The sequence below is a fragment of the Alcanivorax sp. IL2 genome (assembly GCF_047495475.1).
GTDB lineage: Bacteria > Pseudomonadota > Gammaproteobacteria > Pseudomonadales > Alcanivoracaceae > Alcanivorax.
The window spans coordinates 3079782-3098847 of sequence record NZ_CP179932.1 but is presented as its reverse complement, the minus strand read 5'-3'; the positions used below and the strand labels follow the sequence as shown (position 1 = coordinate 3098847).

22 protein-coding genes and 1 tRNA gene are annotated in these 19066 nt (G+C 59.1%); 20 read left to right on the top strand and 3 right to left on the bottom strand.

The annotated features are described in order from the left end of the window. Positions 1-89: 89 nt before the first annotated feature. Positions 90-395, bottom strand: coding sequence for a PA4642 family protein (locus ACMG4N_RS14335; protein WP_297768385.1), 306 nt, complete (start codon positions 393-395; stop codon positions 90-92). 198 nt (positions 396-593) lie between these two features. Then, complete coding sequence (locus tag ACMG4N_RS14330) at positions 594-968, bottom strand: HU family DNA-binding protein (RefSeq protein ID WP_035248851.1); 375 nt, start codon at positions 966-968, stop codon at positions 594-596. A gap of 368 nt (positions 969-1336) precedes the next feature. Here ACMG4N_RS14330 and aspS point away from each other — a divergent pair, with 368 nt between their 5' ends. The 15 genes from aspS to ACMG4N_RS14255 all read left to right on the top strand — a co-directional run bounded on the left by aspS (position 1337) and on the right by ACMG4N_RS14255 (position 13012). Continuing rightward, positions 1337-3100 carry an aspartate--tRNA ligase gene (gene aspS / locus ACMG4N_RS14325; RefSeq protein ID WP_297768391.1) on the top strand — a complete coding sequence of 588 codons (1764 nt, stop codon included), beginning with the start codon at positions 1337-1339 and terminating at the stop codon, positions 3098-3100. A gap of 66 nt (positions 3101-3166) precedes the next feature. After that, complete coding sequence (locus ACMG4N_RS14320; protein WP_297768396.1) at positions 3167-3910, top strand: YebC/PmpR family DNA-binding transcriptional regulator; 744 nt, start codon at positions 3167-3169, stop codon at positions 3908-3910. A gap of 203 nt (positions 3911-4113) precedes the next feature. Beyond that, on the top strand, positions 4114-4632 hold the full coding sequence (gene ruvC / locus ACMG4N_RS14315) for a crossover junction endodeoxyribonuclease RuvC (protein ID WP_035249006.1): 519 nt from the start codon (positions 4114-4116) through the stop codon (positions 4630-4632). 22 nt (positions 4633-4654) lie between these two features. Continuing rightward, positions 4655-5254: a Holliday junction branch migration protein RuvA gene (gene ruvA, locus ACMG4N_RS14310; RefSeq protein WP_297768399.1), complete on the top strand. Its 600-nt coding sequence runs from the start codon at positions 4655-4657 to the stop codon at positions 5252-5254. Positions 5255-5395: 141 nt separating this feature from the next. Further along, entirely contained in the window at positions 5396-6424 is a 1029-nt protein-coding gene (gene ruvB / locus ACMG4N_RS14305) for a Holliday junction branch migration DNA helicase RuvB (protein ID WP_297768402.1), read from the top strand. Further along, entirely contained in the window at positions 6417-6860 is a 444-nt protein-coding gene (ybgC, locus tag ACMG4N_RS14300) for a tol-pal system-associated acyl-CoA thioesterase (RefSeq protein ID WP_297768405.1), read from the top strand. Before ruvB ends, ybgC begins: the two co-directional genes overlap by 8 nt. Continuing rightward, on the top strand, positions 6853-7539 hold the full coding sequence (gene tolQ, locus ACMG4N_RS14295) for a protein TolQ (protein WP_297768409.1): 687 nt from the start codon (positions 6853-6855) through the stop codon (positions 7537-7539). Before ybgC ends, tolQ begins: the two co-directional genes overlap by 8 nt. 3 nt (positions 7540-7542) lie before the next feature. Next, the gene (tolR, locus tag ACMG4N_RS14290) at positions 7543-7980 is read left to right on the top strand and encodes a protein TolR (RefSeq protein ID WP_290509022.1); all 438 of its coding nucleotides are present in this window, start codon (positions 7543-7545) and stop codon (positions 7978-7980) included. Beyond that, complete coding sequence (locus ACMG4N_RS14285; RefSeq protein WP_297768415.1) at positions 7973-8752, top strand: cell envelope integrity protein TolA; 780 nt, start codon at positions 7973-7975, stop codon at positions 8750-8752. Before tolR ends, ACMG4N_RS14285 begins: the two co-directional genes overlap by 8 nt. Before the next feature lie 23 nt (positions 8753-8775). After that, positions 8776-10053 carry a Tol-Pal system beta propeller repeat protein TolB gene (gene tolB / locus ACMG4N_RS14280; RefSeq protein WP_414433315.1) on the top strand — a complete coding sequence of 426 codons (1278 nt, stop codon included), beginning with the start codon at positions 8776-8778 and terminating at the stop codon, positions 10051-10053. A 45-nt stretch (positions 10054-10098) separates the two neighbouring features. Continuing rightward, a complete protein-coding gene (gene pal, locus ACMG4N_RS14275; protein ID WP_035248831.1) occupies positions 10099-10671 on the top strand; it encodes a peptidoglycan-associated lipoprotein Pal in 573 nt (190 codons plus the stop codon). Positions 10672-10674: 3 nt separating this feature from the next. Next, positions 10675-11436, top strand: a complete 762-nt coding sequence (gene ybgF, locus ACMG4N_RS14270) for a tol-pal system protein YbgF (protein WP_297768421.1) — start codon at positions 10675-10677, stop codon at positions 11434-11436. 93 nt (positions 11437-11529) lie between these two features. After that, a complete protein-coding gene (gene queE / locus ACMG4N_RS14265) occupies positions 11530-12171 on the top strand; it encodes a 7-carboxy-7-deazaguanine synthase QueE (protein WP_297768425.1) in 642 nt (213 codons plus the stop codon). 24 nt (positions 12172-12195) lie between these two features. Further along, a complete protein-coding gene (gene queC, locus ACMG4N_RS14260) occupies positions 12196-12864 on the top strand; it encodes a 7-cyano-7-deazaguanine synthase QueC (RefSeq protein ID WP_297768428.1) in 669 nt (222 codons plus the stop codon). Between the two features lie 72 nt (positions 12865-12936). Then, positions 12937-13012 (top strand) — tRNA-Lys (locus ACMG4N_RS14255). Positions 13013-13234: 222 nt separating this feature from the next. Here ACMG4N_RS14255 and ACMG4N_RS14250 read toward each other — a convergent pair. Then, positions 13235-13627, bottom strand: a complete 393-nt coding sequence (locus ACMG4N_RS14250) for a DUF2493 domain-containing protein (RefSeq protein WP_297768432.1) — start codon at positions 13625-13627, stop codon at positions 13235-13237. Positions 13628-13798: 171 nt separating this feature from the next. On the opposite strand from ACMG4N_RS14250, the gene ACMG4N_RS14245 reads away from it, so the two are divergent. The 5 genes from ACMG4N_RS14245 to ACMG4N_RS14225 are packed head-to-tail and all read left to right on the top strand — an operon-like array spanning position 13799 to position 19065. After that, positions 13799-14752 (top strand): YbgA family protein, encoded by a 954-nt coding sequence (locus tag ACMG4N_RS14245; RefSeq protein WP_297768435.1) that lies wholly within the window; start codon positions 13799-13801, stop codon positions 14750-14752. Next, positions 14749-15594, top strand: coding sequence for a MerR family transcriptional regulator (locus ACMG4N_RS14240; protein WP_297768437.1), 846 nt, complete (start codon positions 14749-14751; stop codon positions 15592-15594). The genes ACMG4N_RS14245 and ACMG4N_RS14240 overlap by 4 nt, the downstream gene beginning before the upstream one ends. After that, positions 15591-17051, top strand: a complete 1461-nt coding sequence (locus ACMG4N_RS14235; RefSeq protein WP_414432133.1) for a cryptochrome/photolyase family protein — start codon at positions 15591-15593, stop codon at positions 17049-17051. The genes ACMG4N_RS14240 and ACMG4N_RS14235 overlap by 4 nt, the downstream gene beginning before the upstream one ends. Next, positions 17048-18301, top strand: a complete 1254-nt coding sequence (locus ACMG4N_RS14230; protein WP_414432132.1) for an NAD(P)/FAD-dependent oxidoreductase — start codon at positions 17048-17050, stop codon at positions 18299-18301. The genes ACMG4N_RS14235 and ACMG4N_RS14230 overlap by 4 nt, the downstream gene beginning before the upstream one ends. Further along, positions 18298-19065 carry a DUF1365 domain-containing protein gene (locus tag ACMG4N_RS14225; protein ID WP_297768447.1) on the top strand — a complete coding sequence of 256 codons (768 nt, stop codon included), beginning with the start codon at positions 18298-18300 and terminating at the stop codon, positions 19063-19065. Before ACMG4N_RS14230 ends, ACMG4N_RS14225 begins: the two co-directional genes overlap by 4 nt. Position 19066 lies beyond the last annotated feature (1 nt).

The following is a 19066-nucleotide window of genomic DNA, read 5'->3' as shown; positions in this document are numbered from 1 at the left end:
AACAAGTTCCTGAGGGTATGTATTTTTCTTGGGAAATGTATCTGGCTGGTTGCCGCCCGACAGAAGGTCAGGCGGCGGGGGAGAGGGTCTTAATCCTGGCGTGTGCCACCGGCATCACGCAGTAACTGAGCATAGTCACTGCACTTCGGGTGGCCGTCGATATGGGTCAGCAGCGTGCGGCCCTGGGGGTCGCGGGCATTGATATCCCGGCCCTGTGCCTGGAAGAACCCGATGAAACGACCGAAATCTTCGGACCGCAAGGCACGGTAGGCCTTCTCAAGGACGTGGAAGTCGGCGTCCACACCCTCCTCGCTGGAGAAATCCAGGAAAACCTTGATCTGTTCGTCGGTCATCGGCTCGCCGATTACCTTCTTCTTGTCTTTACGCTCTGCCATGGGCGCGCTCCTTGAATTCCGGTACAGAAGAACGGGGCTGATGCTGGCGCCTAGGATGGCTGCGGTTGGCCAGAGAACAACCAGGGTCAGTCAGCGATATGTCGATGGGCGCGGATTATAGAGGCTGGGGTGGCCAGGGGCCAGTGGAGGAGAGAGAAGGTCAACCGCCGGGCCGGAGCCCGGCGGTGGCAAGCGGCATCAGGATGCCATGTCCTTGAGCTTTTTCAGCGGACGCACTTTTACCATGGTGCGGGCCGGCTTGGCGGCGAAAGTGGTTTCTTCACCAGTGAACGGGTTGATGCCCTTGCGTGCCTTGGTGGCGGGTTTCTTCTGGGTCACGATTTTCATCAGGCCCGGCAGGGTGAACTGGCCAGCACCGCGTTTCTTCAGATGACCTTCCATGATATCTGCCAGCTCATCGAATACGGCGTTGACGTCTTTCTTGGTCAGGCCGGTGGTATCGCTGATCTGGTTGACGATCTGGGTTTTGTTCATCGGTTCGGTGATGGTTTTAACCTTGCGAGCCGCAGTAGCGCTGGTGGCTTTGGCAGCTGTCTTTTTCTTTGCAGCCATGGATTACTTACCCCTTTTTGGTGTCTTCCTGAGAATGTATGTCTCCGCCGAAAGGCGGGGAACCGGTCTTGCTTCCCTGTCAGGTACGCCCCTGGACTGCGCAAACTCAGAGGGCCACTGAATTGGTTCGCATCTGTTATATGCCATGAATTTTCACTGCACAAGCCGTCAAACCACTATTTTTTACGGACTTTCAACAAAAAAGAGGCGGATGTGGCCTGTTTGGCAGGGAATCGCCCCCCGGCATGGCTCGCAGGCGGTGGAATCGCTATACTGTGGCGCCTTTTTCAGCGACCCGGGGACTGGCACTGCCGACAGATGCGGTCGGCTCCGGGTGGCGCCCTCAGAAATACAAGCGGAAGTTAAGCATGCGAAGCCATTATTGCGGTGATTTGCGAGCCTCCCACGATGGAGAAACAGTTGAGCTTTGCGGTTGGGTCAGTCGCCGCCGTGACCACGGTGGGGTGATTTTCCTCGACCTGCGAGACCGTAATGGTCTGGTGCAGGTGGTGTTCGATCCGGACACCGTGGAAGCCTTTGCGCTGGCCGACAAGGTTCGCAGTGAGTACGTGGTCCGCCTGAGCGGCCGGGTGCGTATGCGTGACGAAGCGGTGCGTAACAGCAAGATGTCCACTGGCGATATCGAAGTGCTGGGCAAGGAACTGACCATTCTCAACGAGGCAGAAACGCCGCCGTTCGAGCTCGATGCCCATTCCGCCGCCGGTGAAGAGGTGCGCCTCAAGTACCGCTACATGGACCTGCGCCGGCCTGAAGTGCTGCGCAACTTCCAGTTCCGCTCGCGTCTTACCCATGTGGTCCGCGCCTTCCTGGAAGGCGAAGGCTTCATGGATGTGGAAACGCCGATCCTGACTCGTGCTACCCCCGAGGGCGCGCGCGACTACCTGGTGCCCAGCCGTACCCATCCCGGTAGCTTCTTCGCGTTGCCGCAGTCTCCACAGCTGTTCAAGCAGCTGCTGATGGTGGCCGGGTTCGACCGTTACTACCAGATCGCCAAGTGCTTCCGCGATGAGGACCTGCGCGCGGATCGTCAGCCGGAATTCACCCAGATCGATCTGGAAGCCTCCTTTGTGGAGGAAGAAGACATCATGGGCATCACCGAACGCATGGTCCGCTCGGTGTTCAAGGAGCTGCTTGATGTGGAGCTGCCGGACTTCCCGCGTATGCCGTTTTCCGAAGCCATGCAGCGCTTTGGTTCCGACAAGCCGGATCTGCGCATCCCGCTGGAACTGATCGACATCGCCGACCTGCTGGCCGGTGTGGACTTCAAGGTGTTCTCCGGCCCGGCCAACGATCCGAAAGGCCGGGTGGCGGCCATGAAAGTACCGGGTGGGTGCAGCCTGTCGCGCAAGGATATCGACGGCTATACCAAGTTCGTCAGCATCTACGGTGCCAAGGGTCTGGCCTATATCAAGGTCAACGACCTGGCTGCGGGTGCAGAAGGCCTGCAGTCGCCGATCCTCAAATTCCTCACCGAAGAGGCGATTCAGGGGATCCTTGAGCGCACCGGAGCCGAGACCGGCGACCTGATCTTCTTTGGTGCCGACAAGGCCAAGATTGTCAACGAAGCCCTGGGGGCGCTGCGCGTCAAGGTCGGCCACGACCTGAACCTGGTGCAGGGTGACTGGTCGCCGTTGTGGGTGGTGGATTTCCCCATGTTCGAAGAGGATGACGGCCAGTACTACGCGTTGCATCACCCCTTCACCATGCCCAGCTGCAGCCCGGAAGAACTGAAAAGCAACCCGGAAGGGGCGCTGTCTCGTGCCTATGACATGGTGCTCAACGGCACCGAGCTGGGTGGTGGTTCCATCCGTATCCACAACCCGGCGATGCAGCGCACAGTGTTTGAGGCGCTGGGTATTTCCGATGAAGAGGCTGATGAAAAATTCGGCTTCCTGCTCGACGGCCTGAAATACGGCGCGCCGCCACATGGTGGCCTGGCCTTCGGTCTGGATCGCATGGTCATGCTGATGACCGGCAGCGAGTCGATCCGTGATGTGATTGCCTTCCCGAAGACACAGACTGCAGCCTGCACCATGACCAACGCGCCTTCGCCGGTGGACAACAAGCAGCTGCGTGAAGTTGGTGTACAGGTTCGCAAGGACGATAACTGATTCGATAACAACCGGCGGCGCGACTTATCTCGCGCCGGTCTGTTCGTAGCAATTACGGGAGACACCATGGCAGGACACAGTAAATGGGCCAATATCAAACATCGCAAGGCGGCCCAGGATGCCAAGCGCGGTAAGATCTTTACCAAACTGATTCGCGAAATCACCGTGGCGGCCAGAATGGGCGGCGGCGAGCCGGCCGACAACCCGCGACTGCGGGCAGCGGTGGACAAGGCGCTGGGTCAGAACATGACCCGCGACACCATCGACCGGGCCATCAAGCGTGGTGCTGGCGGTGATGACGATGGCAACATGGAAGAGATCACCTACGAAGGCTACGGCAAGGGTGGCGTGGCGGTACTGGTGGAAACCATGACCGACAACGTGAACCGCACCGTGGCCGAGGTGCGTCATGCGTTCTCCAAGTTTGCCGGTAACCTGGGTACCAGTGGCTCCGTGGCCTTCCTGTTCACCAAGCGCGGCGAGATCTTCTTCGAGCCCGGTGGCGTGGACGAAGACAAGCTGATGGAAGTGGCCCTGGAAGCCGGTGCCGAGGACGTTGAAGAAAACGACGACGGCAGCTTCCTGGTGATCACCACCCCGGACAAGCAGTTCGGTGATGTGATCGATGCCCTGCGTGAAGCCGGTCTGGAGTTTGCTGATGCGGAAGTGACCATGCACCCTTCCACGGAAGCGGAGATGGATACGGATACCGCCGAAACCGTTCATAAGATGATCGACATGCTGGAAGATCTGGACGACGTGCAGAACGTCTATACCAACGCCAGCTGGCCGGCGGAAGAAGAGGGGTAGCTACGAGCTGCTAGCTACCAGAAAAACAAAAACCCCGCAGAGTCGGGGTTTTTTGTTATCTGGCTTGTGTATCTTTCGGTCCGGGCCACAATCCTGTTAGAAGCTAGAAGCTAGAAGCTAGAAGCTAGAAGCTGCTTCAACTGGACATATGGACAGCTGTCAGGTACAACTGGGCCAGCTTTTTATTTTCGGGTCAGCGGCTTATGGCATTACTACTGGGGATCGACCCCGGCTCCCGGCGTACCGGCTACGGGCTGGTGGAGCAGGTGGGGAACCGCAGTCGGGCGGTGGCCTTTGGCACCATTGCCACGACCCACAAGGAGATTCCCCCGCGCCTGGGCGAGATCTTTACCGGCATTCATCAGGTGGTGATGGAATACGGCCCGGCGGAAGTGAGTATTGAAAAGGTGTTCATGGCTCGCAATGCGGATTCTGCCCTGAAACTGGGGCAGGCCCGGGGGGCGGCCATTGCGGCGGTGATGCAGGCCTCGCTGCCGGTGTTTGAATATTCTGCCCGTCAGGTGAAGCAGGCAGTGGTAGGGCGCGGTGGCGCGGAAAAAGGGCAGGTGGCGGAAATGGTCAAATACCTGCTGGGTCTGGAAAAACGCCCTCAGGAAGATGCGGCTGACGCGTTGGCCATCGCCCTGTGTCATGCCCACATGCGCGTGTCGTTGGCGCGTATGGGCGGCGCCACCGCGGTAAGAAACGGACGAATACGGTGAAAAGTACGGTGATGACACAGCCATGATAGGACAATTGCGCGGAACCCTGCTCGAGAAACGCCCGCCAGTGCTGCTGCTGGATGTGAACGGGGTGGGCTACGAAGTGGAAGCCCCCATGACGGTCTTCTACGATCTGCCGGACACCGGTGAGTCTTTGACCCTGCATACCCATTTCGTGGTGCGCGAAGATGCCCAGTTACTGTATGGCTTTGCCGATCGCTATGAGCGGGAACTGTTTCGGGCGCTGATCAAGGTTAATGGCGTGGGGCCGAAAATGGCCCTGGCCATTCTCTCCGGCATCGAGGCAGACCGGCTGGCACAGTGCATTCATGATCAGGACACCACCTCACTGGTGAAGGTGCCGGGTATCGGCAAGAAAACCGCCGAACGACTGGTTATCGAAATGCGCGACCGCCTCGACAAGATTGATGGTGGTCCCACCTCCCTGCCGGGCCAGGTGTCGCTGGCTCAGCCCGACGATGCCCGCTCCGACGCCATTGCCGCCCTGGAAGCGCTGGGGTATCGCAACAAGGATGCCGCTGCTGCCGTTGGCAAGGTGGCGCAAGAAGGTGCCAGCAGTGAGCAACTGATCCGGCAGGCGCTGAAAAGCCTGGCGCGCTGATCGGGTGCTGTCCCGCCTTTCAGCTTTAACCTTTGAACTTTCAACTTTCAACTGTTCGCATCCACCGGGTGACTGCCGGGAACAATCCGTCTACGCTAGCTCAAAATCATTCTCATAACGCTGGGTTTCTCTACTGCAAGCATGGAAAACGACCGTCTGATTTCAGCTGCCGCTGTCGGCACCGGTGAAGAGCAGCAGGACCGGGCTATCCGCCCGGCCAGTCTGGCTGATTACAAAGGCCAGCCAAAAGTCCGCGAGCGCATGGAAATCTTCATTGATGCCGCCCGTGGCCGTCATGAAGCCCTGGACCATACCCTGATTTTTGGCCCCCCCGGTTTGGGCAAGACTACCCTGGCGCACATTATTGCCCGGGAAATGGGCTGCGAACTCAAGTCCACTTCCGGCCCCGTGCTGGAAAAGGCCGGGGATCTGGCCGCCATCCTGACCAACCTGGAAGAGGGTGATGTACTGTTCGTGGATGAAATCCACCGCCTGTCACCGGTGGTGGAGGAAATCCTCTACCCGGCCATGGAGGACTACCAGCTCGATATCATGATCGGCGAGGGGCCGGCGGCCCGCTCCATCAAGCTGGATTTGCCACCCTTCACCCTGGTGGGTGCTACCACTCGGGCGGGCCTGCTTACCGCGCCCTTGCGTGACCGCTTCGGCATTGTTCAGCGGCTGGAATTCTATTCGGTGGAGGATCTCTCCGGGATTGTGATTCGTGCCTGCGACATTCTCTCCATTCCCATTGATGATGCCGGCGCCCTGGAAGTGGCACGCCGCGCCCGCGGCACACCCCGTATCGCCAACCGGTTGTTGCGCCGGGTCCGTGATTACGCGGAAGTAAAAGGCGATGGGCGTATCACCGAAGCCATGGCCCAGCGGGCGCTGGACATGCTGGAGGTGGATAGTTGTGGCCTGGACGGCACCGACCGGCGTCTGCTCGACATGATCATGCACAAATTTGATGGTGGTCCGGTGGGCCTGGAGTCCCTGGCGGCTGCCCTCAATGAAGATGCCGGCACCCTGGAAGAGGTGGTGGAGCCCTATCTGATCCAGCAGGGCTTTATTCAACGTACCCCGAGGGGACGGGCCACCACCAACCATGCCTGGCGTCATTTCGGCTTGCAGCGCCCTCGAAAAGACGGTGATTTGTTTAATGATTGAAAAAAAGCCGAGAAATGGGGAATTTACCCTGCCGGTGCGCGTCTACATCGAAGACACTGATGCCGGTGGCATCGTCTATTACGTGAATTACCTGAAATTCATGGAAAGGGCGCGCACGGAGTTTTTGCGTACTCTGGGCTACCAGCACTATGTACTGGCCGATGAAAATTTTCAGTTCGTGGTCCATTCGGCCAATGTGCAATACCGTCAGCCGGCCCGCATCGACGATGCGCTGGCGGTGACCGCCCGGCTCAAGCAGCTGGGCAAGGCGACGTTGTTTTTCGACCAGCAGGTACGCCGGGGCGACACGCTGCTGTGTCAGGCGGAGATCAAGGTGGCCTGCGTCAGTGCTGATACTCTCAGGCCCACCGGGATACCGGTTGGCCTGTACAACAAATTCAAAGCCGCCAGCGAAGGAGAAGGGCTCAATGGTTGAGGCATCGAGTATGTCTGTCGTCAGTCTGATCAGTAACGCCACCATTGTGGTGCAGCTGGTCATGGTGCTGTTGATAGTGGCGTCGTTGACGTCCTGGTACATGATTGTCAGCCGTTTCCGGGTAATGGGGCGGGCTCACAAGGCGGGACGTACCTTCGAAGAGAAATTCTGGTCCAGCGACGATTTGGCCTCACTGTACAACCAGAGCCGTAAGGACCCGGACGTGGATGCGGGCCCGGAGTCTATCTTTCGCGCCGGCTTCCAGGAGTTTGTGCGGCTCTCCAAGAGCACCCGTGGCGCTGAAGCCGTCATGGATGGCAGCCAGCGGGCCATGCGCGTGGCTTTGCAGCGCGAGCAGACCCGGCTGACCAAGCACCTTCCCTTTCTGGCTACTGTCGGTTCTACCAGCCCGTATGTGGGTCTGTTCGGTACTGTCTGGGGCATCATGAATTCCTTTATGGCCCTGGCCAACGTCAAGCAGGCTACCCTTAGCGTAGTGGCGCCGGGTATTGCCGAGGCGTTGATTGCCACGGCCATCGGTCTGTTTGCGGCGATTCCGGCGGTGATGGCCTACAACCGCTTCTCCGCCCAGAGCGATGCGCTGCTAACCGAAAACGAAATGTTCGCCGAGGAGTTTTCCTCGGTGCTGCACCGTCAGGTTCACGGACGCGAGGGGTAAGCCATGAGCGGCGTGAAGATCAGGGTGCCGCGCAAGCTCGTTGCCGAGATGAACGTGGTGCCCTACATCGATGTGATGCTGGTGCTACTGGTGATTTTCATGGCTACGGCGCCGATGATGACCCAGGGCATCAATGTGGATCTACCCGACAGCAACAGCGAGCCCATTGATACCAACAAGGATGAGCCGGTGATCATTTCGGTGACCGCCGACGGCAGCTACTACATTGATGTGGGCAGCGACAGCCGTAAGTCTGCCAGTCTGGAAACGGTGCAGGGGCATGCGTTGCGTATTCACAAGCAGAAACCGTCCACCTTGTTTCTGGTGGAAGGGGACAGCCAGGTGGCCTACGCCAAGGTGGTCCAGTTGATGGGTGCCTTGCAGGCAGCCGGCATTACTCAGCTGGGTTTGGTGACTGAACCGCAGGGCAGCAATGAGTGATCGTGGCGCCGCGCTGCTTTTTACCGTCCTCATTCACCTGCTGGTGTTTGGGCTGCTGGTGTTCAGCTGGAGCACGGATCCGTCTCTGCACAAGGCGCCGGTGATTCCTCCCCATGTGAAAGCCACCATGGTGGAAACGTCGAAACAGAAGACGGCGCCGGTAAGCAAGCCGAAGCCGGAGCAAAAGCCCGCGCCGAAACCGAAACCGAAACCCAAGCCAAAGCCCAAACCGGAGCCCAAGCCAGAACCCAAAAAGCCTGAGCCCAAACCCAAGCCGAAACCGGAGCCGACCAAAAAGCCGACACCTAAGCCAGAACCGAAACCGGAACCCAAGCCCGATCCCAAACCGGCTATCCCCGATATTGAGGAGCCGAGTCTGGAGGAAATGCTGGCCGAGGAAGAGCTGGAGATGGCAACGCCGACGGAGCCATCACCCCAGGAGTCGCAGGAAGCAGCCAGCAACGCGGATCAGTCGGATGTGGAAGTGGCCAGTTTTACCGATGCCATTTCCGCTCAGGTGGGACAGCGCTGGCGTATTCCCGGGAATTACCGGAACCGGGATGACATCAAGACGCAGGTTCGTATACAGATGATTCCTGGCGGTGAAGTCATTAACGTGTCGGTGGTAAAAAGCAGCGGCTACCCGGATTTTGATGAATCGGTAATGAATGCGGTCAAGCTGGCAAGCCCCTTGCCGGTGCCTGATGGCCCCCTGTTTGATAAACAGTTTCGCTCACTGGTGATCGAATTTGATCCTGGAGTTGCACAATGAAGTTGGAATGTAGGGCACAGAAAATGTGGCGGATCGGTCTGGCGGCCATCCTGGTGTTTGGCGCTGCGATGGCCCGGGCAGAATTGTTGATACGGGTCACCGAAGGGCGTGTTGATGCGGTCCCCATCGCCGTCGTGCCCTTTGAGGGGGCACAGAATGCGCCCGAGGACGTGTCACAGATTGTGCAGGCAGATCTGCATCGCAGTGGCCAGTTCAAGCCGCTACCGGCGGAAGATATGCTCAGCAGGCCGCGTAATGAAAGCGAAGTCATCTACCGGGATTTCCGGGTGCTGGGGGTGGAGTACATCATCACCGGTAGCATGAAAGCCCAGGAAACCGGTGGTTACGAGGTCAGCTATGCCCTGTTCGACGTAAACCGCCAGGTGAAGCTGATGTCGGAAACCTATCGGCCCCCCGTGTCCCAGCTGCGCGATGTGGCCCATGCCATCAGTGACCGGATCTATGAACAGCTCACCGGTATCCCCGGCGCGTTTTCCACCAAGATTCTCTATGTCACGCATAATCGTAATGACAAAAACCCTTATCAGTTGCAATATGCGGACGCTGACGGGCACCGTGTAACGACTATCCTGCGCAGTAAAGAGCCCATCATGAGCCCGACCTGGTCGCCGGATGGCAGGAAAGTTGCTTATGTCTCTTTCGAGGATGATGGCATGCCGGGGGTCTATACCCATGACCTGGCGACCACCAACCGGGAAAAGGTGTCCAGTTTCAGAGGTATCAATGGGGCTCCTGACTGGTCACCGGACGGCCAAAAGCTGGCCCTGACCTTGTCGCGGGACGGAAACCCGGAAATCTACATGCTGGATATCGCCACCAAAAAGTTAACACGGCTGACCCAGCATTATGGTATCGATACGGAGCCGCGCTGGCTGCCGGATGGGGAGCACCTGGTGTTCACCTCCAGCCGTTCCGGCGGGCCACAGATCTACAAACTGAACATAAATGATAAGTCGGTCCGGCGAGTGTCGTTCCAGGGTGCGTATAATGCGCGCCCGGATGTCACACCCGACGGCCGTTATCTTGTTTATGTACACCGACGAAACGGAAATTTTAACGTCGGGGTGCAGGACCTCCAGCGGGGCACATTCAATATTGTGACCCGTACAGACATGGATGAATCGCCCAGTGTTGCGCCCAATGGAAGTATGGTAATTTACGGGACGCAAGATCGGGGGACGGGGGTTCTGGAAGCCGTATCCATCGATGGCAGAGTCAAAGTGAAGCTGCCGTCGAAGGAAGGGGAAGTCAGAGAACCGGCCTGGTCGCCGTTCCTCTGAGTCATTCTCGGAGTCCAATACTAGGAAATTATAGGAGCTTTACGCATGCGTTCATTTCTTAACCCGCTGTTTGCCCTGATGTTGGCAGCTGCCCTGGCAGCCTGTTCCAGCACCCCGACTGAAGACGACAGCTCTGCCACCGACGATATGTCCCAGCAGACTGATACCTCTCCGGTAACTCCGGTTGAGCCGTCTACTCCGTCCAAGCCGGACACCAGCAGCATCCCGCTGACAGCTGACAACTTCTACAACCATCCGTCCAACTACGATGGCACCACCGACAGCCGGGTGATCTACTTCGCATTCGACAGCAACACCGTTCCGGCGGCGGCTTTCGAAACTCTGCGTGCCCACGCTACCTACCTGAAGAACAACTCCAACGCCAAACTGCGTCTGGAAGGTCACGCTGACGAGCGCGGTACCCGTGAGTACAACGTGGCTCTGTCCGAGCGTCGTTCCAAGGCGGTAGAGAAGTTCCTGCGAGTTCAGGGCGTGTCTTCTTCCCAGCTGGAAATCGTTTCCTACGGTGAAGAGAAGCCTGCAGCCTTTGGTCACAGCGAAATGGACTGGGCCAAGAACCGTCGCGTAGAAATCAACTACACTGCCGGCCGTCCGTAAGGCATGAAAGCAGTGAAGCGAACGCGCCTGCTTGCAGGCGTAGTGCTCGGCTCCCTGGTGTTCTGTGCGCAAGCACAGAACACCGGGCCGCTGGCCGTTGAAGAGAGAAGTCTTGCTCAGGCCCGCTCCGGTGGCAGCAGTGCTGGTGCAGCGGCAAGTCAGGATGGGTTGTTGCTACTGATGCAGCAGCAACAACAGTTTGAAGAGCAGATCCAGGATTTACAGGGGCAGCTTGAAGAGTTGCGCCATGAACTACAGGTCATGAAGGACGCCGAGCGTGAGCGTTATCTGGACCTGGATACCCGAATCAATACGCTGGCTGAACAGGGCAAGACCGAGCAGCCAGATGATAGCGCCGATAGTGCGGCGCCCAATGACCCCGAAGCAGACCGTGACGCCTACAGTGCCGCCAAGGACAAGCTGATCAAGCGAGACTTTGATGCGGCGGCAGAAGCCTTCGAGGGTTACCTGAACGATTTCCCCAACGGGCAGTTTCGTGCCCACGCCCACTTCTGGCTTGGCAAGGTTTACAGCAACCTGAAAACCCCGAAGCCGGACAAGGCCCAGGCCCAGTTCCAGTCGGTAGTGGATGACTATCCGGATCACAGCAAGGCGCCCACCAGCCTCTATACCCTGGCGGTGATGCAGGCCCGTGACGAGCAGGTGTCCCAGGCCAAGGTCAATCTGCACAAGCTGATAAAACAGTATCCGGATAGCTCTGAAGCCAGCCAGGCGAAGACGCTGCTGGAACAGCTGAATAAGTAATACCCCTCTATCCGTCTTTTGCCGGCGGCACAGACGCCGGCAAAAGTGATAGAATCCGCCGCATTTCTCCCTCCCGGGTACTCAGGAGATGTTGTGGACCTCCGTCTGACCGAAATTTTTTATTCCCTTCAAGGCGAAGCTCGAACTGTGGGTCGGCCCACGGTATTCGTTCGCCTGACCGGCTGCCCGCAGCGTTGCGTGTGGTGCGATACCGAGTACGCCTTTTCCGGTGGGGAAAAATGGTCGCTAGAGGCGATAGTGGAGCAGGTAGCCAGCTACCAGGCTCATTACGTGACGGTTACGGGTGGCGAACCTCTGGCTCAGCCCAATTGCTTGCCGCTGCTGACTGCCCTGTGTGACCGGGGCCTTGATGTGAGCCTGGAAACCGGTGGCGCCATGGATATAGCGGACGTGGACCCGCGGGTGTCCGTGGTCATGGACCTGAAAGCCCCGGGCTCCGGCGAGCAACACAACAACCGGCTGGAGAATATTCCGCTGCTTCAGCCCCATCATCAGGTCAAATTTGTACTGGCCGACCGCAAGGATTACGACTGGGCCCGCTTCATGCTGGACCAGCACCAGCTGCACCAGCGTGTCAGCGACGTGTTGTTTTCCCCGGTACAGGGGCAGCTGCCACCAGGTGAACTGGCTGACTGGATCGTGGCAGACCGCCTGCCGGTTCGCTTCCAGCTACAACTGCACAAACTACTCTGGAATGACGCCCGCGGGCGCTAGTTAGGGGTTGAAGGAGAGCCATCAATGAAAAAAGCCGTGGTATTGCTGTCTGGTGGCCTGGACTCGGCTACCTGCCTGGCCATCGCCCGGGATCAGGGTTATGAGTGCCATACCATCGCCTTTGACTACGGCCAGCGGACCCGGTCCGAGCTGGATGCGGCGGAGCGGGTCTCCGCTGCCCTGGGAGCGCTCAGCCATCGGGTGATTGAGCTGGGCATGGGTAATATCGGTGGCTCAGCGCTCACAGATCACTCCATTGACGTGCCGGAAGAGGGCGGTGACGGGATTCCGGTGACGTACGTGCCGGCCCGTAACACCGTTTTTCTTTCCCTGGCCCTGGGGTTGGCGGAAGTGGTGGAGGCCGAAGCGATCTACATCGGTGTCAATGCGGTGGACTATTCCGGATATCCGGACTGTCGCCCCGCCTTTATTGAAGCCTTCCAGGCCATGGCCAATCTGGCCACCAAGGCTGGTGTGGAGGGATCCCCGATCAGCGTGGAGACGCCACTGATGCACTTGAGCAAGGCGCAGATAATCCAGCAGGGCACCGCCCTGGAGCTGGATTATGGACTCACGGTGTCTTGCTACCAGGCTGACGAGAATGGCAATGCCTGTGGCAAATGCGACAGTTGCCGCCTTCGCAAGCAAGGCTTTGATGAGGCATTGGTCAAAGATCCAACAAACTATCAGTAAAGGGGAAAAAAAATCGGTTTTCCCCTTGTCTCCCGGAAATAAATCCGTATTATTTGCGCCTCCTTCGGGAGCGGGTCGTTAGCTCAGTTGGTAGAGCAGTTGGCTTTTAACCAATTGGTCGCTGGTTCGAATCCAGCACGACCCACCAAATTTAAAAGGGCTCGCCTACGGCGGGCCCTTTTTCGTTCTGCTGATGCTCTTCCCGCTCTTATTGCCCCCTGATCCCGGCAGGTTTGATCCATAGCCTGGCGAAGCCTGATTTCACCACTGCGCTCACCGAGCACACAGAGAGTGTGTTCTTCCTCCGTGAGCACTATGTCCCCTGGGGTGAAGCCGCTTTCCTCTCCGGCTGTTGCCAACCCCGTGATCCTCAGCGTGCCATCAGCCCCTGCGCTGAGGGAATGCCATCCTCGCCGTCCAGTGCCGGCTGCCAGACTGGCAAGCCGGCGTCTTCAGCCAGTTGAATCATATTGGCGGTGCCCCGCCCGCCAGGAAAGGCCACCACCGCCTGGGGGCGGCCGTGATGGAGCATGCGCCGATTTCGCATGGGGCCGGCGGCGCGACCATGGGCTACCCAGTTGGCCGGGTAGCTGACCTGATCCACACCGCTGTCATGGGCCCACTGGCTGGCCAGTCGATCCGCGCCACTGGCATTGCCGTGGATCAGCAGGCTGAAGGTGTTGTCACGCAGTAGCCGGGCCAGACTGCGGGCCAGTAATGGCTGATCGGCAAAATCGCGCCCGCCACACACAAGAATACGCATTGCACTGTCCATATGATCAGTTTGTTTGGCAGTATAAGCATAGCTGCCCGAGATTGCATCTTCACTGGCCGATGCAGGAAAGTGGCTCGAACGGGAGCTTCACGGCGTGTTGACTGTACATTGGCCTAAACTTGTACAAACATCATTTCTTGTACAGGTATGGGGTGACACATGAACAGCTCCGCAAAAATCCCGGTCGGTATCAGCGCCTGTTTGCTGGGCTTGGAAGTGCGTCACGACAAGGGACACAAGCATTCCCGCTATTGCACTGGCGTTTTGTCCCGCTATTTCGAGTTTCGTTCCCTGTGCCCGGAAATGGGGGCGGGCCTCAGTGCGCCGCGCAAGGCCATGCACCTTGCCGAGCAAGGTGGAGAGCTGCGGCTGATCACCACCGATGGGCGTCGCGACCATACCGACCTGATGGAGGATTTCATCACCCGCACCATGCCTTCTCTGGCGCCGTTGCGCGGTTATATCCTGATGGCCAAATCCCCCAGTTGCGGCATGGAGCGCATCCGCGTCTACAACGATGACGGCAATGTGCAGCACCGTGATGCCAGTGGCCTGTTTGCCGCAGCGCTGCAAACTCATTACCCGCTCATGCCCCTGGAAGAAGAGGGAAGGCTTAACGACGATACCCTGCGGGAAAACTTTATCGAGCGGGTGTTCCTTTACGATGACTGGTGTCAGCTCCGTGAGCAGGGGCTCACCGCCCAGCGGTTGATCGACTTCCACAGCCGACACAAATTCCAGCTACTTGCCCACTGCCAGAAAACCTATCGTCAGTTGGGGCCCCTGCTCAGCGACCTGAAAAGCCGCCCGCTGGAGGAGATCGCCGAGGAATATATCCACGCCTTGATGATCGCCATGAAGAAGCGGGTATCGCGAGGTGCACACGTGAATACCCTGCAACACCTGGCGGGTTTTTTGCGTGAGGGCCTCAGCGATACCGACAGGGCGTTGATCAACGAACAGATTGAGGCTTACCTGCGCGAGGAAGTGCCGCTGGTTGTGCCCATGACCCTGCTGCGTGGCGGCATGCGCAAGGTGCCGCAGCCCTATCTGGAAAAGCAGGGCTACCTGTCGCCGTATCCGGATGATCTGGGGCTGAGAAATCGGGTATGAGCGACGTGCTCACCATCCAGCAGGCCAGTGAGCAGTGTGGCGTCAACCCGGTCACCCTGCGTGCCTGGGAGCGTCGCTACGGCTTGCTGAAGCCGGAGCGCACTGCCAAGGGGCATCGCCGTTACCGATCCGCTGAAGTGGACCAGATACGGCGCATTGTTCATTGGGTGGAAAAGGGCGTGCCCATCAGCCAGGTGGCGTCCTTGCTGTCAGGGGAGCAGGAGCCGCTGCTGTCAGCCGATAACGGTGTGCCCTGGGCCCAGGCACGCCAGGATGCGTTACAGGCGCTGGAGACCATGAATGGACGGCGCCTGGAGCAACTGCTCAACCGGCTGCTGGCCGACTACAGCCATGCGCAGGTGATCCGCGAACTCAGCGATCCCCTGCGTGAGCAGCTTGCCGGTAGTCCGTCCCTGTCTGCCCATCTGGCCTTGCTGGAAGCCGTTCTGACCCAGAAGTGGGCCGCTCGTGCCTTGTCCCTGTCACCCAAGCGGCGGGAGTTTGGCTGGCTACTGGTGCCGGTGGGGGACGTGTTGCCGGCTCTGGAGCTGGCCATGGTGCTGCAGCGACCTCTGTGGTGTTTGCAGCGGGACGTGGACGTGGATGCCTTGAGTGCGCTTGTGGCCGATCGTCAGCCCTGCGGGGTGCTCTGGGTGATTGATCGCTGGCCTACCGCCGGCCAGCGCCAGCGCCTCTGGCCGCAACAGAACCAGCCATGGCCCGTGGCCTGCTGGGGCCGGCTGGCGGAAGCGCCGCCTGCCTGTGTGACCAGGCTCACCGGGGACCGTCAGGCGGTGGCGGAACAATTGTTGACCCTGGAAGGGCATAGAGGCGTTTTATGAATTTGCTCTGGTATCGCAACGACCTACGTATCCACTCGCACCGTGCCCTGCAGCAGGCGCTGGAACGGGATGAACCGGTTATCGCGGTCTATTTTCTCTGTGATCAGCAGTGGGACAGCCACGATGTGGCGCCGCTACGCCGCTGGTATGTGCTGCAAAGCCTGCTTGAATTGGGCGAGGCCCTGGCAGAGCGGGGTGTGGATCTGCATGTGCTGGACGCCGGCGACTTTGCAGCCGTGCCTGCGCTGATGGCTGACTTTGTGCGGGAGCACGGCATTGAACGCCTGTTCTGTAGCCGCGAGTACCCACTTAACGAACTGAACCGTGACCGGGCGGTGGCCCAGGCCATGGAGCCGCTGGGGGTGCAGATAACCGGCTTTGATGACAGCGTGCTGGTGCCTCCGCGCACCCTGAACACCGGCAAGGGAACGCCTTACACGGTCTTCAGCGCCTTCAAAAAACGCTGGGATGTATGGCTCGACAGCCACTTCGAGCCGGTGGCCACATTGCCTGCAGCTCGCGCCGGTAACGGCTGCTTTGTCGGCAAGGGCGTGGTGGAACGTGCCCTCAAAAAGCTGACAGTGCCTGATTCTCTGACCCGTCACTGGCAACCGGGCGAGGCGGCGGCACTGAAACAACTGGATGATTTTATCGAGCATCATCTGGCCGGTTATCGCAAGCATCGGGATTTTCCGTCGCAACCGGCCACCAGTGCCCTGTCCGCCGCTCTTTCTGCGGGCACTCTGTCGCCGGCCAGTTGCTACCGGGCGGCGACTCTGGCCATGGCCGATGCGGGCGCCCGGGACGGGGCTGCCTGCTGGATTGGTGAGCTGGCCTGGCGAGACTTCTATCGCCAGATCATGGCCCGTTTCCCCCGGGTCAGTCGCGGTGGCGCGTTTCGGCCGGAAACCGAGTTGCTGCAGTGGTCCCGAGACCCTGACTTGTTCCAGGCCTGGTGCGAGGGTCGCACCGGCTACCCGCTGGTGGACGCGGCCATGCGGCAATTGGTGGCCACTGGCTGGATGCATAATCGCCTGCGCATGGTCACGGCCATGTTCCTCAGCAAGCATCTGTGGCTGGACTGGCGGATGGGGGAGCGTTTTTTCATGCAACACCTGATCGACGGAGATTTTGCCGCCAACAATGGCGGCTGGCAGTGGAGTGCGTCCTCCGGTACCGACGCGGTGCCGTATTTCCGCGTCTTCAACCCTGTCCGCCAGAGCCAGCGTTTCGATGCGCAGGGCGAGTTTGTCGCCCGCTGGGTGCCGGAATTACGCGAGCTGGATAACAAGACCGTCCACGAGCCCTGGAAACAGCCTTTACTGGCGCCTGACTATCCGCCGCCGGTGGTGCCCCATGCCGGTGTGCGCGAGCGGGTTACCGAGGCTTTCAAGGCCGCCAAGGCCCAGTACGACGACAGTAATCACAGTCCCACTAGCAGAAAGGAACAGGCATGAGTCAGCGTATTGCCATCGTCGGTGCCGGTATCAGCGGCCTCACCGCCGCCTGGTATCTGTCCAGAGATCATCAGGTGGACGTCTTCGAGGCCAACGACTACCTCGGTGGCCACACCTGTACCGTGCCGGTGAGCCGGGAGCACGGTGACTACGCCATTGATGTGGGCTTCATTGTGTTCAATGACCGCACCTACCCCAACTATCTGCGCCTGCTGGATGAGCTGGGTTTGCAGGGCCAGCCCACGGCGATGGGGTTTGCCGTCAGTGATAAGCGCAACGGACTGGAATATTCCGGCGATGGCCTCGGCGGGATTTTTGCCCAGAAGCGCAATCTGCTGAGCCCATCCCACTGGCGCTTTATCGGCGACATCCTGCGTTTTAATCGCAATGCGCCCGGGTTGCTGGACACTGAGGCGGGGGAAATGCCGCTGGGTGAATACCTGCGCCGGCATGGTTACGGGGAGCGTTTCTGTCGGGATTATATTCTCGCCATGGGTGGTGCCATCTGGTCCTGCTCCCTGGAACAGATGGAAGTGTTCCCGGCAAAGTTCTTTATCCGCTTTTTCCAGAATCACGGCCTGCTTTCGCTCACCAACCGGCCCCAGTGGTATGTGGTGCCGGGGGGCTCCAATCAGTATGTGAAACCCTTGGTGGAGCAATGTTCAGCCCGTTTTCACACCCGTTCAGCGGTTAGTGCGGTACGCCGCCATGAGCAGGGTGTCACTCTCACGGTGAATGGTGAACAGCGAGAGTTTGATCAGCTGATTCTTGCCTGCCACAGCGATCAGGCCATGGCGCTGCTCGACGACCCGGATAGCCGCGAGACAGAGTGCTTGTCACGGCTCGGTTATCAGGATAATGAGGTGGTGTTGCACACGGATATTCGCTTGCTGCCACGGCGTCAGCGGGTCTGGTCAAGCTGGAATGCCCTGCTTTTCGATGACGATCAAGAGCGTGTACAGGTCACCTATGACATGAATATTCTGCAGGGCATCCAGGCACCGGAAACTTTCTGCGTGACGCTGAATGCGACGGACAAAATTGATCCGGAAAAAATCATTGCCCGCTATCATTTTGCCCATCCACTGTTTACACCGGATACAGTGGCAGCCTGTGAAACGCTACTGGCGGGCAATGGCGAAAGGCGCACCTGGTATGCCGGAGCCTGGTGCCGTAATGGTTTCCATGAAGACGGCGTGGTGTCGGCCTTGAACGTGGTGCGGGCATTGTCCCCGGAGTCTGCCCCGTGATTACCCAGGCGATAGCAAGGGGCAAGGTATGGCACCAGCGCCTGGTGCCGTTCCGTCATGGGTTTCATTACCCCCTGTGGATGGTCTGGTGTGATCTGGCGGAAGTAGACGCCATGCTGGCCCGGCATCCGGCCTGGGGCCGGCGCTGGCGGCCGGTGGTGTTTCGCGATAGCGACTTTGTGGATGCGCGCCCGGATAGCCTGAATGACAAGGTGCGTGAAAAAGCCGTGGAGCTGGGCCTGGATTGGCAGGCGGGCAGGGTAGTGATGCTGGGCCAGTGGCGCACCCTGGGCACGCTGTTCAATCCTCTGGTGCTTTACCTGCATTTCTCCGGGGACAGCGAACAGCCGGACAGTATGCTGGCGGAAGTGCAGAACACCCCCTGGCGGGAGCGGCATTTCTATCCGCTGAACCTGCAAAAAAACGAACAGGGTGGTTGGGTGGTGAGCCACCCCAAGGCCTTTCATGTGTCGCCCTTTCTGCCTATGGCACTGGATTACCACTGGGATCTTCACGTGGCCTTACCCGGTTTGCGCCTAATGTTGGAAGACAGAAAGGAAGATCAGGTCGTGTTTGTGGCTGGGCTGCAGCTGGACCTTAAGAACCCTGGTAAAGGCAACATGGGGTCGGTGATCTTCCGCTTCGGTGCCCAGGGCGTGGCGACAATGCGTGCCATTTACTGGCAGGCATTCCGGCTCTGGCGCAAGGGGGCGAGATTTCATTCTCACCCCGGCAATAACAGTAACAATCGGTACGGAGATTGAC